The 16,479-nt window shown below is 60.9% G+C and carries 15 protein-coding genes; 4 read left to right on the forward strand and 11 right to left on the reverse strand.

Going from position 1 to position 16,479, the window contains the following annotated elements; translation table 11 throughout:
• The first annotated feature begins 162 nt into the window (after nucleotides 1-162).
• Nucleotides 163-1,017, forward strand: a complete 855-nt coding sequence (locus tag WA302_RS07660) for an aminoglycoside phosphotransferase family protein (protein ID WP_025302676.1) — start codon at nucleotides 163-165, stop codon at nucleotides 1,015-1,017.
• Here the strand turns inward: WA302_RS07660 and WA302_RS07665 are convergent.
• Both WA302_RS07665 and WA302_RS07670 read right to left on the reverse strand, forming a co-directional pair.
• Nucleotides 982-1,485, reverse strand: coding sequence for a cupin domain-containing protein (locus WA302_RS07665; protein WP_033652588.1), 504 nt, complete (start codon nucleotides 1,483-1,485; stop codon nucleotides 982-984). The genes WA302_RS07660 and WA302_RS07665 overlap by 36 nt on opposite strands.
• A gap of 100 nt (nucleotides 1,486-1,585) precedes the next feature.
• Nucleotides 1,586-2,773, reverse strand: a complete 1,188-nt coding sequence (locus WA302_RS07670; protein WP_025302678.1) for a benzoate/H(+) symporter BenE family transporter — start codon at nucleotides 2,771-2,773, stop codon at nucleotides 1,586-1,588.
• A gap of 115 nt (nucleotides 2,774-2,888) precedes the next feature.
• Between WA302_RS07670 and WA302_RS07675 the strand changes: the two genes are divergently transcribed.
• Both WA302_RS07675 and WA302_RS07680 read left to right on the forward strand, forming a co-directional pair.
• Complete coding sequence (locus WA302_RS07675) at nucleotides 2,889-3,452, forward strand: helix-turn-helix domain-containing protein (RefSeq protein WP_025302679.1); 564 nt, start codon at nucleotides 2,889-2,891, stop codon at nucleotides 3,450-3,452.
• A 194-nt stretch (nucleotides 3,453-3,646) separates the two neighbouring features.
• On the forward strand, nucleotides 3,647-5,740 hold the full coding sequence (locus WA302_RS07680) for a prolyl oligopeptidase family serine peptidase (protein ID WP_025302680.1): 2,094 nt from the start codon (nucleotides 3,647-3,649) through the stop codon (nucleotides 5,738-5,740).
• Nucleotides 5,741-5,816: 76 nt separating this feature from the next.
• Here WA302_RS07680 and dtpA read toward each other — a convergent pair whose 3' ends face one another.
• The 5 genes from dtpA to rsxD form a co-directional block, all read right to left on the reverse strand.
• On the reverse strand, nucleotides 5,817-7,331 hold the full coding sequence (gene dtpA / locus WA302_RS07685) for a dipeptide/tripeptide permease DtpA (RefSeq protein WP_025302681.1): 1,515 nt from the start codon (nucleotides 7,329-7,331) through the stop codon (nucleotides 5,817-5,819).
• Nucleotides 7,332-7,935: 604 nt separating this feature from the next.
• On the reverse strand, nucleotides 7,936-8,577 hold the full coding sequence (gene nth, locus WA302_RS07690) for an endonuclease III (protein WP_019455952.1): 642 nt from the start codon (nucleotides 8,575-8,577) through the stop codon (nucleotides 7,936-7,938).
• Nucleotides 8,577-9,275, reverse strand: coding sequence for an electron transport complex subunit E (locus WA302_RS07695; protein ID WP_060447236.1), 699 nt, complete (start codon nucleotides 9,273-9,275; stop codon nucleotides 8,577-8,579). Before WA302_RS07695 ends, nth begins: the two co-directional genes overlap by 1 nt.
• The gene (rsxG, locus tag WA302_RS07700; protein WP_025302683.1) at nucleotides 9,272-9,901 is read right to left on the reverse strand and encodes an electron transport complex subunit RsxG; all 630 of its coding nucleotides are present in this window, start codon (nucleotides 9,899-9,901) and stop codon (nucleotides 9,272-9,274) included. The genes WA302_RS07695 and rsxG overlap by 4 nt, the downstream gene beginning before the upstream one ends.
• 9 nt (nucleotides 9,902-9,910) lie before the next feature.
• Nucleotides 9,911-10,996: an electron transport complex subunit RsxD gene (gene rsxD, locus WA302_RS07705; protein WP_025302684.1), complete on the reverse strand. Its 1,086-nt coding sequence runs from the start codon at nucleotides 10,994-10,996 to the stop codon at nucleotides 9,911-9,913.
• Nucleotides 10,997-11,362: 366 nt separating this feature from the next.
• On the opposite strand from rsxD, the gene WA302_RS07710 reads away from it, so the two are divergent.
• A complete protein-coding gene (locus tag WA302_RS07710; protein WP_025302685.1) occupies nucleotides 11,363-12,256 on the forward strand; it encodes a helix-turn-helix domain-containing protein in 894 nt (297 codons plus the stop codon).
• Between the two features lie 33 nt (nucleotides 12,257-12,289).
• Here WA302_RS07710 and rsxC read toward each other — a convergent pair whose 3' ends face one another.
• From rsxC to WA302_RS07730, 4 genes are all read right to left on the reverse strand, one after another.
• Nucleotides 12,290-14,584 (reverse strand): electron transport complex subunit RsxC, encoded by a 2,295-nt coding sequence (rsxC, locus tag WA302_RS07715; RefSeq protein WP_049295492.1) that lies wholly within the window; start codon nucleotides 14,582-14,584, stop codon nucleotides 12,290-12,292.
• Nucleotides 14,577-15,149, reverse strand: coding sequence for an electron transport complex subunit RsxB (rsxB, locus tag WA302_RS07720; RefSeq protein WP_004938428.1), 573 nt, complete (start codon nucleotides 15,147-15,149; stop codon nucleotides 14,577-14,579). The genes rsxC and rsxB overlap by 8 nt, the downstream gene beginning before the upstream one ends.
• The gene (gene rsxA / locus WA302_RS07725; RefSeq protein WP_004938443.1) at nucleotides 15,149-15,730 is read right to left on the reverse strand and encodes an electron transport complex subunit RsxA; all 582 of its coding nucleotides are present in this window, start codon (nucleotides 15,728-15,730) and stop codon (nucleotides 15,149-15,151) included. Before rsxA ends, rsxB begins: the two co-directional genes overlap by 1 nt.
• Nucleotides 15,731-15,865: 135 nt before the next feature.
• Complete coding sequence (locus WA302_RS07730) at nucleotides 15,866-16,306, reverse strand: DUF2569 domain-containing protein (protein ID WP_016927891.1); 441 nt, start codon at nucleotides 16,304-16,306, stop codon at nucleotides 15,866-15,868.
• Nucleotides 16,307-16,479: the final 173 nt, after the last annotated feature.

Genomic DNA, 16,479 nt, shown 5'->3' on the forward strand with positions numbered 1-16,479 from the left:
CGGTTAATAAAATCGACAAACTTGGTTAGGATACTGAGGAAACGGCGGCCAGACGCCGCACACCGATGATATATGAGCGTATCATCCCTCTTTATTTTATACGTCGTCTCTCACCCGAATGTGACAGTGCGGCGCAGATCGGCCACAAGGACGCATGAGACGATGAACCCGCTTTTTACTCCCTACCTGCAACGCTGGCAACTGGAACAGGACGGTAAAGCCTTCGAAACCCACAGCAGCCTGCTGATGCCGGTGCGTTACCGGGGCGAGGCCGCCATGCTGAAGATCGCCCGCGAGCAGGAGGAGCGCTTCGGCGGCCAGCTGATGTGCTGGTGGCGCGGGGAAGGCGCCGCGCAGGTGTTGGCGTGGCACGAAGACGGCATTCTGCTGGAGCGCGCACAGGGCGAAAGCTCGTTGGCGCAGCTGGTGCGTGATGGCGACGATGAGCAGGCCACGGCGATCCTGTGCCGGGCGATCGCCGCCTTGCATGCGCCGCGCGCGGCACCGCTGCCCGAATTGATCCCGTTGCAAGAGTGGTTCAGCTCGCTGTGGCCGGCGGCGCAGGCGCACGGCGGCATGCTGCGTCTCAGCGCCACGACGGCGGCGGAATTGCTGAGTAGCCCGCGAGATGAAAGCGTGCTGCACGGTGATATCCACCATGACAACGTGCTGGACTTCGGCGAACGCGGCTGGCTGGCGATCGATCCCAAGCGTTTGTACGGCGAACGGGGCTTCGATTACGCCAATATCTTCTGTAATCCCAACTACGGCATCGCCACCGATCCGGCCATTTTCCAGCGGCGCGTGGAACAGGTCTGTCGCTTGGCCGGGCTGGAACGCCGGCGCTTGCTGCAATGGATCCTGGCCTGGGCGGGGCTCTCCGCCGCCTGGTTTATGGAAGACGGGCAGGCGGCGGATATCGACTTCCGCGTGGCCGAGCTGGCGGCGCGCGCGTTGGATCTCCCGTTGCCGGCCGGCGATTCAGGGTTCATCCTGCCAGTAATCGAGCGAGGCTGAAGGGCGTTGCAGATAACGCACCTGTTCGCCGTCATTGCCGCGCGCCATCGCCTGGTATTTGCCTGAGTCCGGATACATCACCACTTCCGGCTGTTCGCGCGTGCTGACGGACAGGTACTTCAGCGGCGCATCGGAGGTGTTGATGATCTGGTGCGGGTATTCCGGGCCAGGCGGAATGAAAATGACATCCCCGCTGACGATCGGCAGCATTTCTCCGGCCACGCGCAGCGTACCGCTGCCTTCCAAAATGATGAACATTTCCTCCTGAGCATAGTGAAAATGGTAGGGGCAGGAGCGCATGCCCGGCGCCACACAATCGAAGGAGGCGCCCAGCTTGTCGGCGGCGGTGCCGGTGCCGAGACGAGCGCCGACGCTGTCATACAGCGGCGGCCGCCGGTCATGCTTCATCTCTACCTGTTCGACATTGCGTATCAGGCGCTGGGCCAACAGCGCGGCTTTCTCGGTCATAAGCTTCCTTGGTGACGGCGTCACTTATTAGGTGAATTGACATTCAGACGACAGAGAAAGTGAAGGCGCCACGGCGCCGCTTGTCAATGTAGACCGCCCGTTACGCCTCGGAGGCTCGCCGCGGCAGCGACAGCAGCAGATGGGCGATAGCGCCGCCGACAATGCCCCAGAAGGCCGAACCGATGCCGAGCAGCGTGACGCCGGAGGCGGTGATGAGGAAGGCGATCAGCGCCGCGTCGCGCTGTTTTTCATCATGCAGCGCGCGTTGCAGGCTGCCGCCGATGGTGCCGAGCAACGCCAGCCCGGCAATGGTGTGGATCAAGGCGACCGGCAACGCGCTGAACAGCAGGCCGATGGCACCGCCGAACAGACCGGCCAGCAGATAGAAGCCGCCGGCGGCCACCGCGCCCATATAGCGCCGCTGCGGATCGGGATGCACGTCCGGCCCCATGCAGATGGCGGCGGTAATGGCGGCGATGCACACCGAGAAGCCGCCGAACGGCGCCAGCAGCAGTGCGGTCAGCGCCGTCCAGGCGATCAGCGGTGAGGTGGGGACGCGGTAGCCCGCCGCCTGCAACGTGGCGATGCCGGGGGCGTTTTGCGAAGCCATGGTGACCACGAAGAAGGGCACGCCGATGCCGAGCAGCGTCGGCCAATTGAAATGCGGCGCGATAAATTCCGGCATGGCGAACGCCGGCGCTTGCTGCGTCAGCTGGATATTGCCCTGCAGCGCGGCGATCGCCAGCCCAACCGCCAGCGTCAGCACGATGGCGTAGCGCGGTTGATAACGGCGGCTGAGCAGATAGGCCAGCCCCATGCCGGCGCTGAGGGGGAAATTGAGCTGCAGCGAAGCGAAGGCGTCCAGCCCGAAACGCAGCAAGATCCCCGCCAGCATCGCCGCAGAAATCGCCTGCGGGATGTAGTCCATCAGGCGGGCGAACAGCCCGGTGACGCCGCACAGCAGGATCAGACCGGAAGCGAAGATAAACACGCCGATCGCCTCGTTGATCGGCGTGCCGGGCAGGCTGGTGACCAGCAGCGCCGCGCCGGGCGTCGACCAGGCGGTGAGGATCGGGGTGCGGTAGTAAAGCGAGAGCCCGAGCGAGGTGACACCCATCGCGATCCCCAGTGCGCTCAGCCAGCCGCCGATCTGCGCCGGCGTGGCGCCTGCGGCGGCGGCGGCCTGGAAAATGATCGCGGCAGAGCTGGTGTAACCCACCAGAACGGCGACAAAGCCGGCCATGATGGCGGGCAGGGTCAGATGGCGCAGGGAGAGGGCTGGGCGCATGAGGAGCTCCAATCGGTAATTGTGCGTTATAACGCACGACAAGAAATCAGCATAGCACCGTGCGCTATAGCGCACAAGCGGGTATAATCGGACACGATACGCAGAGGAGAACAGGATGCAGGAACTTGCCGGCCATTTGGCGCACACCCTTCGCACGCTGCGCACACAGCGCGGCTGGAGCCTGACGCAGGCGGCGGAATACACCGGCGTCAGCAAAGCGATGCTCGGGCAGATTGAACGCGGTGAATCCAGCCCGACGGTGGCGACGCTGTGGAAGATCGCCACCGGCTTCAACGTGGCGTTCTCCGCCTTTCTTGAGGCGTCGCCCGCTCAGCAACAGGCGACGCTGCACCGCTACGGTGAACTGCCGGTGTACGATCAGGACAATGCTGATATGCGCGTGGTGCCGCTGTTTCCCTACGACCGCCAGCTGGGTTTCGATATGTTCGTCATCGATCTCGCACCGGGCGCGCTCAGCGAATCGTCGCCCCATGAGCCGGGCGTGATCGAGCATGTGATCGTGATCAGCGGCCGACTAGAATTGGCGATCGACGGCGAATGGCACAGCCTGGCGGCCGGCGAAGCGATGCGCTTTCAGGCCGATCGGCCGCACGCCTACCGCAACGCCAGTTCACAAACGGTGCGCATCCACGATCTGATCCACTATCCTCAATCCTGACTCAACGCGGTGCCCGCGGGCTTTGACTCCGCGCCGCCAAACGCCTACCTTGTTGAAAATGACTCTTATTTCACAGGCTGTCGCCCATGACGGGGCGGCGTTGTAGCCGACTCAAAAGGAGCTTGATTTTGCCGGTCACCAATCGACGTCAGTTCATTAAACTCAGTGCGCAAACCGCAGGAGCCGTATTCGCGATGACTTCATTACCTAACAGTATCCGCCTGGCGATGGCGGCGGAGGGCGGCGCGGCCGCCGGCGATGACTTCCTGTGGCTGGAGGAGCTGCAGGGTAAAAAAGCGCTGCAATGGGTGCAGCAGGAAAATCAGCGCACCGTGGCGCGTTTCGGCCAGGGTGAAGACTTTCAGCGCATTGAGCGCGAAGTCCTGGATATCCTTAATAAAGACACCCAAATCCCGTGGGTGAGCAAACGCGGCGAGTACTATTACAACTTCTGGCAGGATCGGGCCAACCCGCGCGGCCTGCTGCGGCGCACCACGCTGGACGAGTACCGCAAGGCCAAACCGGCCTGGGAGACGGTGCTGGATATCGATGCGTTGGGCAAAGCGGAGGGCAAGGATTGGGTCTATCAGGGCTCGCAACCGCTGGCGCCGGAATACCGTTATTGCCTGATGCAGCTGTCGCCGGACGGCGGTGACGCCACCGAGATCCGCGAATTCGATCTGGTGGCCAAACGCTTCGTCAAAGACGGTTTTAATGTACCGGTGGCGAAAAGTCGGGTCTCCTGGGTCGATCGGGATACGCTGTTCATCGCCACCGATTTCGGCCCCGGCTCGATGACCCAGTCCGGCTACGCGCGCATCGCCAAGCGCTGGCGGCGCGGCACGCCGCTGAGCGCCGCCGAAACGCTGTACGAAGCGCAGCCCGAGGACATGGCGGTCTTCGCCTATCACGACCGCACGCCGGGTTTTGAGCGCGATTTCGTCGGCCGCAGCCTGGACTTCTACCGCCGCGACTATTTCTTGCTGATGCAGGACGGCCGGCAGAAAAAAATCGATATCCCGGCCGACGCCGAGCTGGATACGCATCGGGAATGGCTGCTGATCAAACCGAGCAGCGACTGGGAGGTGGGCGGCAAGCGCTATCCGTCCGGCGCGCTGCTGGCGGCCAACTTCGATGACTATCTGGCGGGTAAGCGCGAGCTGCAACTGCTGTTTACCCCAACGGCGGAGCAGGCGCTGAGCGGCTACAGCGGTACCCGCGATCATCTGATCCTCAGTATCATGGATAACGTGGTCAACCGTCTGGAAGTGCTGACGCCGCAGGGCGGCAGCTGGCAACGTCGTTCGCTGGGCAACCCCGGCGCCATCAGCACCCTTTCCGCCGGCGGCATCGACGAAGAGAGCAACGCCTATTTCCTGACGGTCAGCGGGTTCCTGCAACCGACCTCACTGTATATGGGCAACCTCGATGGCGGTGAGGCGACGCTGCTGAAACAGGCGCCGCAGGATTTTGACGCGTCAGGCTACCAAGTGAGCCAGCATTTTGCGCGTTCCAAGGACGGCACCCGCGTGCCGTATTTCCAGATTGCCGCCAAAGATCTCAAACCGGACGGCAGCACGCCGACGCTGCTGTATGGCTACGGCGGGTTTGAAGTGCCGCTGCTGCCGGGCTATCTCGGCGGCAAGGCGCCGGCCTGGCTGGAACGCGGTGGGGTATACGTGGTGGCCAACATCCGCGGCGGCGGCGAATACGGCCCGGCCTGGCATCAGGCGGCGCTCAAGCAGAACCGCCATCGCGCCTACGAGGATTTCGCCGCCGTGGCCGAAGATCTCATCGCACGCAAGGTGACCTCGGCACCGCATCTGGGCGCGCGCGGCGGCAGCAACGGCGGCCTGTTAGTGGGCAATATGCTGACGTTGTATCCGCAGCTGTTCGGCTGCATCGTTTGCGAAGTGCCGCTGCTGGACATGCAGCGCTATACGCAGCTTTCTGCCGGCGCGTCGTGGATCGCCGAATACGGTGACCCGAGCAAGCCAGAGGAGTGGGCCTACATCAAGACCTTCTCGCCGTACCACAACATTCAGACGCAGACGGCCTATCCGCCGGTGTTGTTCTATACCGCGACCAGCGACGATCGGGTCAACCCGGCCCACGCGCGCAAAATGGCGGCGCGCATGCAGGCGATGGGGTATCAGCAGGCTTATTTCTATGAAAATACCGAAGGCGGGCACAGCGCCGCCGCCGACAAGCAACAGGCGGCATTCCACAGCGCACTGGTAAGCGAATTCATGTGGGCCAACCTGAGCGATAAACCCAAATCAGCGTAAACCCGTTTATTGCGGGCATAAAAAAACACCGGGGCGTTAACCTCGGTGTTTTTATTTACGCCCAATCTGCCGACGATCAGTGAGCCGCGGTGGCTTCCTGCGCTTTCTGATTGGCGTCTTCGGTGGTATCCAGCGTCATGCGGTACAGTTTCGGCGCGGTCAGCATCATCAGGATAGCAATGACGGCGGTGACGATGCCGATTTGCATAAACACATGGCTGTAGATGGCCAGCGAAGCGTGCGCGTCGTTGATGTCGCTTGGGACGGCGGTCAGACCGGCAACCTTACCGGCGATCAGCGCGGCGGCGGCGGTGGTCAGGAACCAGGAACCCATGATGAAGCCCATCAGACGTTGCGGCACCAGCTGTGCCACCATCGCCAGACCCAGGCCGGAAATCATCAGCTCACCGATGCTCTGCAGCGCGTAGCTCAGGATCAGCCAGTTGACCGACACAATGCCCTGTTCGTTGGCGAAGCTGGCGCCCCATGGCAGCACCAGGAAGGCGCAGGAGCACAGGATCATACCGAAAGCGAACTTGTGCGGCATCGGCAGGCGATCGCCCATTTTGTTATACAGCGCGGCCAGAATCGGGCTGGCGAGCATGATCCAGAATGGGTTCAGCGCCTGATACTGCTCAGGCTCGAAGGCGATGCCGAAGATGCTGTGTTCCACGTTGTGGATGGCGAAGAAGTTCAGTGAGGTTGGCATTTGGCTGTACAGCACGAAGAACACCACCGCTTCCAGCATCAACAGGAAGGCGACGATCATCTTGCGGCGTGCGGCGCCGTGCAGGGCGAAGGTTTCCTTGGCGAACACCAGCACGATGCCGGCGGAAACGAGGGCCAGCGCCCAGCGCGCGATCACCTGGTTGTGCAGCAGCCAGCTGGACACGGCGATCAACGCCACGATGCCGACCAGCACCATCAGCAGTTTCGGCAGATGCAGCGGCTTGAAGTCAGGCTTGGAGCCGTTTTCCTTCACCCACTTGTGGCACATCATAAAGTTGACCAGGGTGATCAGCATGCCGACCACGCTCAGGGAGAACGCCACGCTCCAGCCGTATTTCGCTGCCAGCCACGGGGTGGCCAGCATGGAGAAGAAGGAACCGATGTTCACCGACATGTAGTACATGGTGAAGGCGCCGTCGAGACGCGGATCGTCTTTCTCATAGCAGGTGGACAGCAGGGAGGACGGGTTAGCCTTGAACAGGCCACTGCCCACGGCGATGGTCGCCATACCCATGTAGACCCAGAAGATGTCGTGGCCGGAGTAGGCCACCATGGCGTAACCGGCGGCCAGCACCAGTGCGCCGAGCACGATCACGCGTTTGGCACCCAGCACCTTGTCGCCCAGCCAGCCGCCGATGGCGACGAAGCCGTATACCAGGGCGCTGAAGGAAGAGAACAGGGTGATGGAGTCGGCTTCGCTCATGCCGAGCATCTTGACCAGATAAACCGCCATGATGCCCTGCAGGCCGTAATAGCCGAAACGCTCCCACAGTTCGATCGAGAAGATCAGATAGAACGCTTTCGGTTGTTTGAACGCGTTAAGGCTAACGCTCTCCGGGTGTTGGTTGTTTGCTGTTGACACTGGTACCTCTGTTTTTTCGCAGCCCGTCTTTGGAGGACGGGAAAGTACAAAAGTTGATGCGGAACGGCATCCTTTTGCGTTGTTATAGGATGGGGACGGCGGTTAATGTTCACTATCTTTGTCAACGTGGCAAGCAGTTTGTCATATTCGGTTACATTTAACGCTCGCAGGATTATGCTGCGATGTTGCAAATGTTATGCAGTATTAACTTTCGGGTTTTAATGATTTGCCGATTTTTTGTTTTGATTAAAAGCTATACGGATTTTAAACAGGGATATATTCTGCTGAATTGCTATTTTTTAGCGCATCAGTGTATGTGTGGTTATTAATCCATTGGAATGTTGTGCATATGACGCATTTTGTAAAATTATAGAAATTTAAGAAAACGGGGCTGGCATTTGTGAACGCCTTGTGATCCTGAAAGCGTGACGTTCACCGCAATTTTCGACTAATTTTTCGCTTGAAAATAACACGGCACTGAGTTTTTCACTGAAAACCGCGATAACACCGGGGTTACTGCTGCGCGATATCACATTTCCGATAAAAAAGAGGCGCTGGCGGGGAGAGATGAAGCGACGGGTGCGGTTTGCCGCACCCAACAGGCTCAGGATTCCGGATAAACCTTTTCTTTATACTCGCACAGGTCTTCGATAATGCAGGAACCGCAGCGCGGTTTACGCGCGATGCAGGTGTAGCGCCCGTGCAGGATCAGCCAGTGGTGGCAATCGACCTTGAATTCGGCGGGCACCACCTTCAACAGCTTCTCTTCCACCTGATCGACGTTCTTGCCCGGCGCGAAGTGGGTGCGATTGCACACCCGGAAGATATGGGTGTCGACGGCGATGGTCGCCCAGCCGAAGGCAGTATTGAGCACCACGTTGGCGGTCTTGCGGCCGACGCCCGGTAGTGCTTCCAGCGCGGCGCGATCCTCCGGTACTTCGCCGCCGTGCAGCTCCAGCAGCATGCGGCAGGTCTTGATCACGTTTTCGGCCTTGCTGTTGAACAGACCGATGGTCTTGATGTACTCCTTGACGCCATCAACCCCCAGCGCCAGCATGGCGGCGGGGGTGTTGGCGACCGGGTAAAGCTTGGCGGTCGCCTTGTTGACGCTTACGTCGGTGGCCTGCGCAGACAGCAGCACCGCAATCAGCAGTTCAAATGGCGTGGTGTACACCAGCTCGGTGGTCGGGTGCGGGTTGTTGTCGCGCAGCCGGGTCAGAATTTCCAGTCGCTTCTGCTTGTTCATCAGGCTTTCTCAGCACGTCCTTGTTCCAACAGCGGTTCCACTGCCACGGCGCGGGCTTTGCGCGCCTTCATTCTTTCGTCGATCAGATATTTGACCGCCAGCAGCAGCCCCAGGCCGATAAAGGCGCCTGGCGGCAGCATCGCCAGCAGGAACGGGCTGTCGAAGTGCACCACTTCGATGCGCAGCGATTTGGCCCAGCCGCCCAGCAGTTGATCGGCGCCGTCGAACAGCGTGCCGTTGCCCAGCAGTTCGCGCATCGAGCCCAGCGTCACCATCACGCCAGTAGCGCCGAGGCCGATGGCCATGCCGTCCAGCGCCGAGAGGCCGACCGGCTTCTTGGCGGCCACCGCTTCGGCGCGGCCCACCACGATGCAGTTGGTCACGATCAATGGAATAAAGATGCCCAGCGACTGATACAGCCCGAAGGCATAGGCGTTGATCAGCATCTGCACGATGCTCACCACCGCGGCGATGATCATCACGTAGATAGGAATACGCACCTCGCTCGGTACCCAGCGGCGCACCGCGGAGATGGAGGCGTTGGTCAACGTCAGCACCAGCGTGGTGGCCAGCCCCAGGCCCAGCGCGTTGGTGACGGTGGACGTCACCGCCAGCAACGGACACATGCCCAGCAGCTGCACCAGGGCGGAGTTATTTTTCCACAACCCCTGGACGATCAATTCTTTGGCTTCACTCATTCGCTGGCTCCACACGCAGGTAAGCTTTCAAGTTTAGGCGGCAGCGTTTCCATATACAACGCCGTGCGCCGCACCGCATTGACCACCGCACGCGGGGTGATGGTCGCGCCGGTGAACTGGTCGAACATACCGCCGTCTTTCTTCACCGCCCAGCGCTTATCGTCAGGGCCTTCGATTTTCTTGCCGCTGAAGAAAGAAATCCAGTCGGAAATGCGTAGTTCAATTTTGTCACCCAGCCCCGGGGTTTCGTGGTGCTCAATCACCCGGGTGCCGAGCACCGTGCCGTTGAAATCGGCGCCGACCAGCAGCTTGATGGCGCCGGAGTAACCGTCCGGCGCGGTGGTTTCCAGCGCAGCGGCGGTTGGCTGCCCGTTTTTGCGCGCCAGGTATAAACGGTGCGGCGCGCCGTCGCCGAGCGCCGGGTCGCTGACCAGGAAGCACTCGTTCTGCATGATGTTGTCGTAGTTTTCTGGCGGTACCACCTGATCGAGCAGTGCTTTTTGCTGCAGCGCCGCCTGATGGGCGATGGTGGTTTTCGTCAGGGCGTAGACCACGGCGGTCAGGCCAGTGGTGACCGCCGCAAACACCGCCAGCGTGGTGCCGTGCTTTCTCATGGAATTCAGCATGGCGGCTCCTTAGCGATGGCCGTACACGCGCGGCTGCGTGTAGTGGTCAATTAACGGGACGGTGATGTTGGCGAGCAGCACGGCGAAGGCCACGCCGTCAGGGTAGCCGCCATAGACGCGGATCAGCCACACCAGCACGCCGATCAGCGCGCCGTAGATCAAACGGCCCTTCGGCGTAGTGGAGGCGCTGACCGGGTCGGTGGCGATGAAGAACGCGCCCAGCATGCTGGCGCCGGAGAACAGGTGGATCAGCGGCGAAGCCTGATGCGCCGGATCGAGCCACCAGGCCAGACCGGAACAGAAAGCGATGGCGGCCAACATGCTGAACGGGATCTGCCAATGGATCAGGCGGCGCGCCAGCATAAACAGACCACCGGCCAAGAAGCCGAGGTTGACCCACTGCCAGCCGATGCCAGCCAGGGCGCCGCCGAACAGCGGCTGCTGCAACACCTGTTCCACGCTGTGGCCGCTGCGCAGGCCGGTTTTGAAGCCATCGAGCGGCGTGGCCTGGCTGATGCCGTCCACGCCCATCTGCAGTTCATGCAGCGTCGCGCCTTGCGAAGTATGGCCGCTGAAAATGGCCAGCAGTGTGTCGTGGAACGGTAGCGCGGTGGCGCGCAGCTCATCCGGCGGCAGCCAACTGGTCATCTGCACCGGGAAGGAGATCAGCAGCACCACGTAACCGACCATCGCCGGGTTGAACGGGTTCTGCCCAAGGCCGCCGTACAGCTGCTTGGCGATGACGATGGCGAAGAACGTACCGATGACGATCATCCACCAGGGTGCCAGCGGCGGCAGGCTGATGCCGAGCAGCAGCGCGGTCAGCAGGGCGGAGTTATCCGCCAGCCGGCTGCGCACCGGCAGCTTGCGCAGTTTTAGGATCGCGCCTTCCGCCGCCAGCGCGACGATCGCCGCCAGCGCCACCTGGATCAACACGCCGTAGCCGAAAAACCAAATCTGCGCCGCGATGCCGGGAATGCACGCCAACATCACCCACAGCATAATGCGGCTGGTGCTTTGCTGGTTGTGGGTGAACGGCGAGCTGGCGATGTGTAAGCCTTTGGCGGCTGTGGGTGATACCGGCCTGAACTTCATAGAGTAACGATACCTTCTGCGCCGCGCCTGCGGCAGTTTCGATGCGCCGAATTGCGGGCGCGGCAAAAAATAATAGCCGAGCATTCTACCTGATTCGATGCGAGGGTAATACGCCTTAATGGTAGGGGTATTCGGCTTTCCGCACATCTGGCGATCGGGACGGCGCGATTTGATTTTTTTTTGGCCGGTAAATGGGCTAACGTGAGGAATTGTCAGTGGAACTTGTGCCGCCATCGACCGCGGAAAATGGGTTAAGCGTCTGAATGAGATATCATTTTTCTCCAGATTTCCGCACAAAATAACAACTTTCACATAATCCGTGTAGGTTACTATCGCGAACATTATTGAGTCAGTGAATCCATAATAATGACAAATGAAGACATTTTTTTTATTGAAGAGCTAATTGAGTGGGTGGAGATACATCTGGAGAAACGGCCAAACCTGGATGAAGTCGCGCGTATTTCGGGCTATTCCAAGTGGCATCTGCAGCGTAAATTCAAGCGTATTACCGGCATTCAACTCGCTACCTATATCCGTTCGCGCATCCTGACGCGCGCCGCGGTGGCGCTGCGCATTACTCGCCGCTCCATCATCGACATTTCCGATGAGCTGGGCTTCGATTCACAGCAGACCTTCACCCGCATGTTCAAGCAGCGCTTCGGCACCACGCCCAATCGCTACCGCTCGATGGCGCACTGGGACGTGAAAAACCTGATGCCGCGCTTTAACTTCGAAGCCAGCTACGGTGCCGGTTATTATCCGGAAGTGAAGCGGTTGACGCTGCCCGACATGCAGTTGGTCGGTTTCACGCGTCGGTTGGATTTCGCCTCCGAACAGGAGCTGGAATATTCTTCCTGCATGGCGATGAAGGACGAGATTTTCAACGACTTCTTCAAGGGGTTGCACGTTGACTGTCGGCGAATTTACAGCATTTATTCTCCTCATGCCGGGGAGGGCGACGAGCTCTCGTCCACGTTGGTGATGGCGGTCGATCCTGAACACAAAAAGGATATTCTTTCCAACCATCAGATCGACACCTTCCATCTGCCGAGCCGCGAGTTTATCTCCATCAACCATAAGGGCACGGCGAAAGAGTGTCTGCAGTTTTTCGGCTACCTGATGTCGCATGTGATGCCGGGGCTGAAGGATGAGGTGCGCGGCAGTATGGAAATGGAGATCATTCAAACCAAAGAGTGGAATCCGGAATCCAAACTGCGCCAGATTGAAGTGGATTACACCTACCTGATTTCTATCGATTAAACGGCACCCGGGGGCGGCCAGGCGCCGCTGTCATCATTTGTCTTCCGTTTCCGCCGTCAGCGATTCCCTGGCGGCTTTTTTGGCTTTGGCGCGGGCGATAGCCGCTGCCACCGCCGCCTTGCGCGGGTCTTCCTCGGCGGCAGCCGGAGCCGGTTCCGCCGCTGCAGGAGCATCCGCCTGCTGCGCGGCTTTCTTGGCTTTTACACGTGCCAGTGCCGCGGCAACCGCGGCTTTGCGCGGGTCTTCCTCGACGGCAGCCGGAGCCGGTTCCGCCGCTGCAGGAGCATCCGCCTGTTGCGCGGCTTTCTTGGCTTTTACACGTGCCAGTGCCGCAGCAACCGCCGCCTTGCGCGGGTCTTCCTCGGCGGCAGCCGGAGCCGGTTCCGCCGCTGCAGGGGCATCGGCCTGCTGCGCGGCTTTTTTGGCTTTGGCGCGGGCGATAGCCGCTGCCACCGCGGCCTTGCGCGGATCTTCCTCGGCGGTTGCCGGAGCCGGTTCCGCCGCTGCAGGGGCGTCAGATTGTTGCTCCGCTTTTTTGGCCTTCACGCGCGCCAAGGCGGCAGCAACGGCCGCTTTCCGCGGATCGTCCTCTGTTGCGGCCGGCGCTTCTTTACGCGCTTTCACGCGGGCCAGCGCCGCGGCCACGGCGGCTTTACGCGCGTCGTCGCCGGTGGCCGCCGGCGGTGCTTTCGTTTCCACCTCGGCAGCCAGCTGGGCACGTCGTTCGCGCGCCTGCGCTTTACGTGCTTCGCGGGCAGCGATCATCTCGCTGTTGTCCGGCTGCTGGCCGTCGACCGGCGTAACCGCCGCTTCGGCATTCTTGCTGCGTACGCGCGCCAGCGCGGCCTGCACCGCGCCCTGATCGTCGTCGGTCAGTTTCACGGCGGCCTTTTTATGTCGCTCTTCGCGCGCCAGTTTCTCGCGCTCCAGACGGGCCTGTTTGGCTTCGAAACGGGCCTTGGCCTCGGCGGTGCGCGCCGCCTCCAGATCGATAGCCTTGATTTCGGCCTTTTCCTGCCGGTAGTACTGCACCAGCGGAATGTTGCTGGGGCAGACGAACGCGCAGGCGCCGCATTCGATGCAATCGAACAGGTTGTGGTTACGTGCCTTGTCGTGCTCCTGCCCGCGGCTGAACCAGTACAGCTGTTGCGGCAGCAGCCCGGCGGGGCAAGCGTCCACGCACAGGCCGCAGCGGATGCAGGATTGCTCGGGTTCCTGCGGCGTCATTTCATCGACCGTCGGCGCCAGAATGCAGTTGCTAATCTTGACGATTGGCACGTTCAGCGCGGGCAGGGTGAAGCCCATCAGCGGGCCACCCATGACCACCATCTGCTGCGCCTGCGGGCGGAAACCGGTGAAGTCAAGCAGGTGCTGCACCGGCGTGCCGATGCGCGCCCACAGGTTGCCGGGGCGCTCGATCGCCTCGCCGGTCAGGGTCACTACGCGCTCAATCAGCGGTTCGCCGTTGACGATCGCTCGCTTGATGGCGAAGGCGGTGCCGACGTTTTGCATCAATACGCCGATAGCGGAGGAGTGTTTGCCGTGCGGCACTTCCTTGCCGGTCAAAATTTTGGTCAGCTGCTTGGCGCCACCGGACGGGTATTTGGTCGGGATGACGCGCAGCGCTATGCTGGACTGGCCGCGTAACGCCTGTTTCAGCGCCGCGATTGCCTCCGGTTTGTTGTCTTCGATGCCGATCAGCGTGAGCTTGGGTTGCAGAATGTGTTGCAGGATCTGCGTGCCTTCAATGATCTGATCGGCATGTTCCTGCATCAGGCGGTCGTCGGCGGTGATGTAAGGCTCGCACTCGGCGGCGTTGAGGATCAGCGTTTCCACGCCGCTCATGCCGCCTTGCAGCTTGCTGGCGGTCGGGAAACCGGCGCCGCCCAAACCGGCAATGCCGGCCTGATGAATACGTTGAATCAGTTCCGCGACAGGGGATTGACGATAGTCCGCCACCGGATCGCGCTCGCACCAGCGGTCTTCCCCGTCTGCCTCGATTATCACGCACAGCTCCGTCAGCCCGGACGGATGGGCGGTGATGTGCGGCGTAATGGCGCTGACGGTGCCCGAGGTCGGGGCATGCACCGGCACGGTGCGGCCGCGGCCGACGGTCAGCGGTTGGCCTTTCAACACCCGATCGCCGGCGTTGACGCACAGTTCGCCTTCCGGCCCCAGGTGCTGCTGCAGCGGAATGATAAAGGTCTTGGGCAGGGGAGCGACACGCAGCGGCGTACCGCTGGACTGCGTTTTCATTTCCGGTGGATGGATCCCGCCGTCGAAATCCCAGATCCGGTCTTTTTTAAAGGCGGCGAACAGATTAAGCATGTTGCTCCACGTGGATCACTTGCACCGGGATCGTCTTCATGTCCCACTTCCAGTTGGCGGTGGTGGTAGCGACCGGTCTCATTTCAATACAGTCGGTAGGGCAAGGGGCGACGCACAGATCGCAGCCGGTACAGAGGTCGGTAATGACGGTATGCATGGCGCGGGTGGCGCCGACGATGGCGTCCACCGGGCAGGCCTGAATGCACTTGGTGCAACCGATGCAGTTGGCCTCGTCGATATAGGCCACCTTACGCTCCGGCTCGGCGGCGGCTTCGCTACCCAGCGGCTGCGGCTCTACGTTGAGCAGCTCCGCCAGTTTCAGCATCACCTGTTCGCCGCCTGGCGCGCATTTGTTGATCATCTCGCCGTTGGCCACTGCCTCGGCATAGGGGCGACAGCCGGGGTAGCCGCACTGGCCGCACTGGCTCTGCGGCAGGATTGCGTCGACCTGCTCGGCGACCGGATCCTCTTCCACCTCAAAACGGCGCGCGGCGTAACCCAGCACCAGTCCGAACAGCAGCCCGAGCGCGCTTAAAGCCGCGATAGCTATCCACAACGCAGTCATTAGAATTTCACCAGCCCGGTAAAGCCCATAAAGGCCAGCGACATCAGCCCGGCGGTGATCAGCGCGATCGAGGAGCCGCGGAACGGCGCCGGGACGTCGGCGACCGCCAGACGTTCGCGAATGGCGGCGAACAGCACCATCACCAGCGAGAAACCGGCGGCGGCGCTGAAGCCGTAAACGGCGGACTGCAGGAAGTTATAGCCGAGGTTGACGTTAAGCAACGCTACGCCCAGCACCGCACAGTTGGTGGTGATCAGCGGCAGGAAGATGCCCAGCAGGCGGTAGAGTGCCGGGCTGGTCTTGCGCACCACCATCTCGGTGAACTGAACGACGACGGCGATCACCAGAATGAAGGAGAGCGTGCGCAGATACACCAGATCCAGCGGAACCAGAATAAAGGTGTTGATCACCCAGGCGCTGACGGAGGCCAGCGTCATAACGAAGGTGGTGGCCATTCCCATGCCGATGGCGCTTTCCAGCTTCTTGGAAACGCCGAGGAACGGGCACAGGCCAAGAAACTTCACCAGAACGAAGTTGTTCACCAGTACGGTGCCGACAAACAGGAGCAGGTATTCGGTCATTGCGATGCCTAAAAAAATAAAAGCCGCCTATTATCGGGAATCGGCGGCCGGACGACAACATATGAATCGCAGGGGTATTGCCTTTTTTGGTGAAAATTTACACAAATCACCCAATAAAACGTGCTGCAACTCCCTTTAACGTTCGGTAAAGGTCCCTTTGACCCGCTGCGAACGCTTGATGTAAGGCACCAGCAGCGCCGCCATCAGCAGCGGCCAGCCGAGGCTGCGCACCGCCACTTCATCCGGCACCGGCGCGAAGGCGAAGGCTTTCACCGCCAGAATTACCGTGATTAGCAGCCATAACAAGAACAGTTTGGGGAAGCGCTGCGAGCGCTGGCAAAACAGAAACACCAGCCACAGGGTGAAGCCCCACATCAAAAGCGTGGTCAGCACCGAAAAGTACCATTGCAGGGTAAATGCCTGGGCGTTGGTCAACAGATAGTCGCGCGACTCGGGCATGAAGATCGCCATGGCGTACAGGAGCAGCATCAGGCTGGCGCTGAGCAGGGTGACGATCAGATAGGCCAGCGGGGCCAGCAACCAACCGCCGATACGAGTGTATTCAGCTTGAGACATAAAGGCTTCCTGATTGAAACGGGGATCACAGGCGGCATAGCTTAGCGGGTAATATAGGCTTCGTCATCTCTATCAACCGGATAGCTCGGCATCGCGACGCCGGGCCGCACGTTTGGCTACGCCGGCCTCGCTTCGAATTAACATCTCATTTACTTCTTGTTCCATCCGGCCGC

Source organism: Serratia sp. 201 (genome assembly GCF_037027545.1).
In the GTDB taxonomy this organism is placed as follows: Bacteria; Pseudomonadota; Gammaproteobacteria; order Enterobacterales; family Enterobacteriaceae; genus Serratia; species Serratia bockelmannii.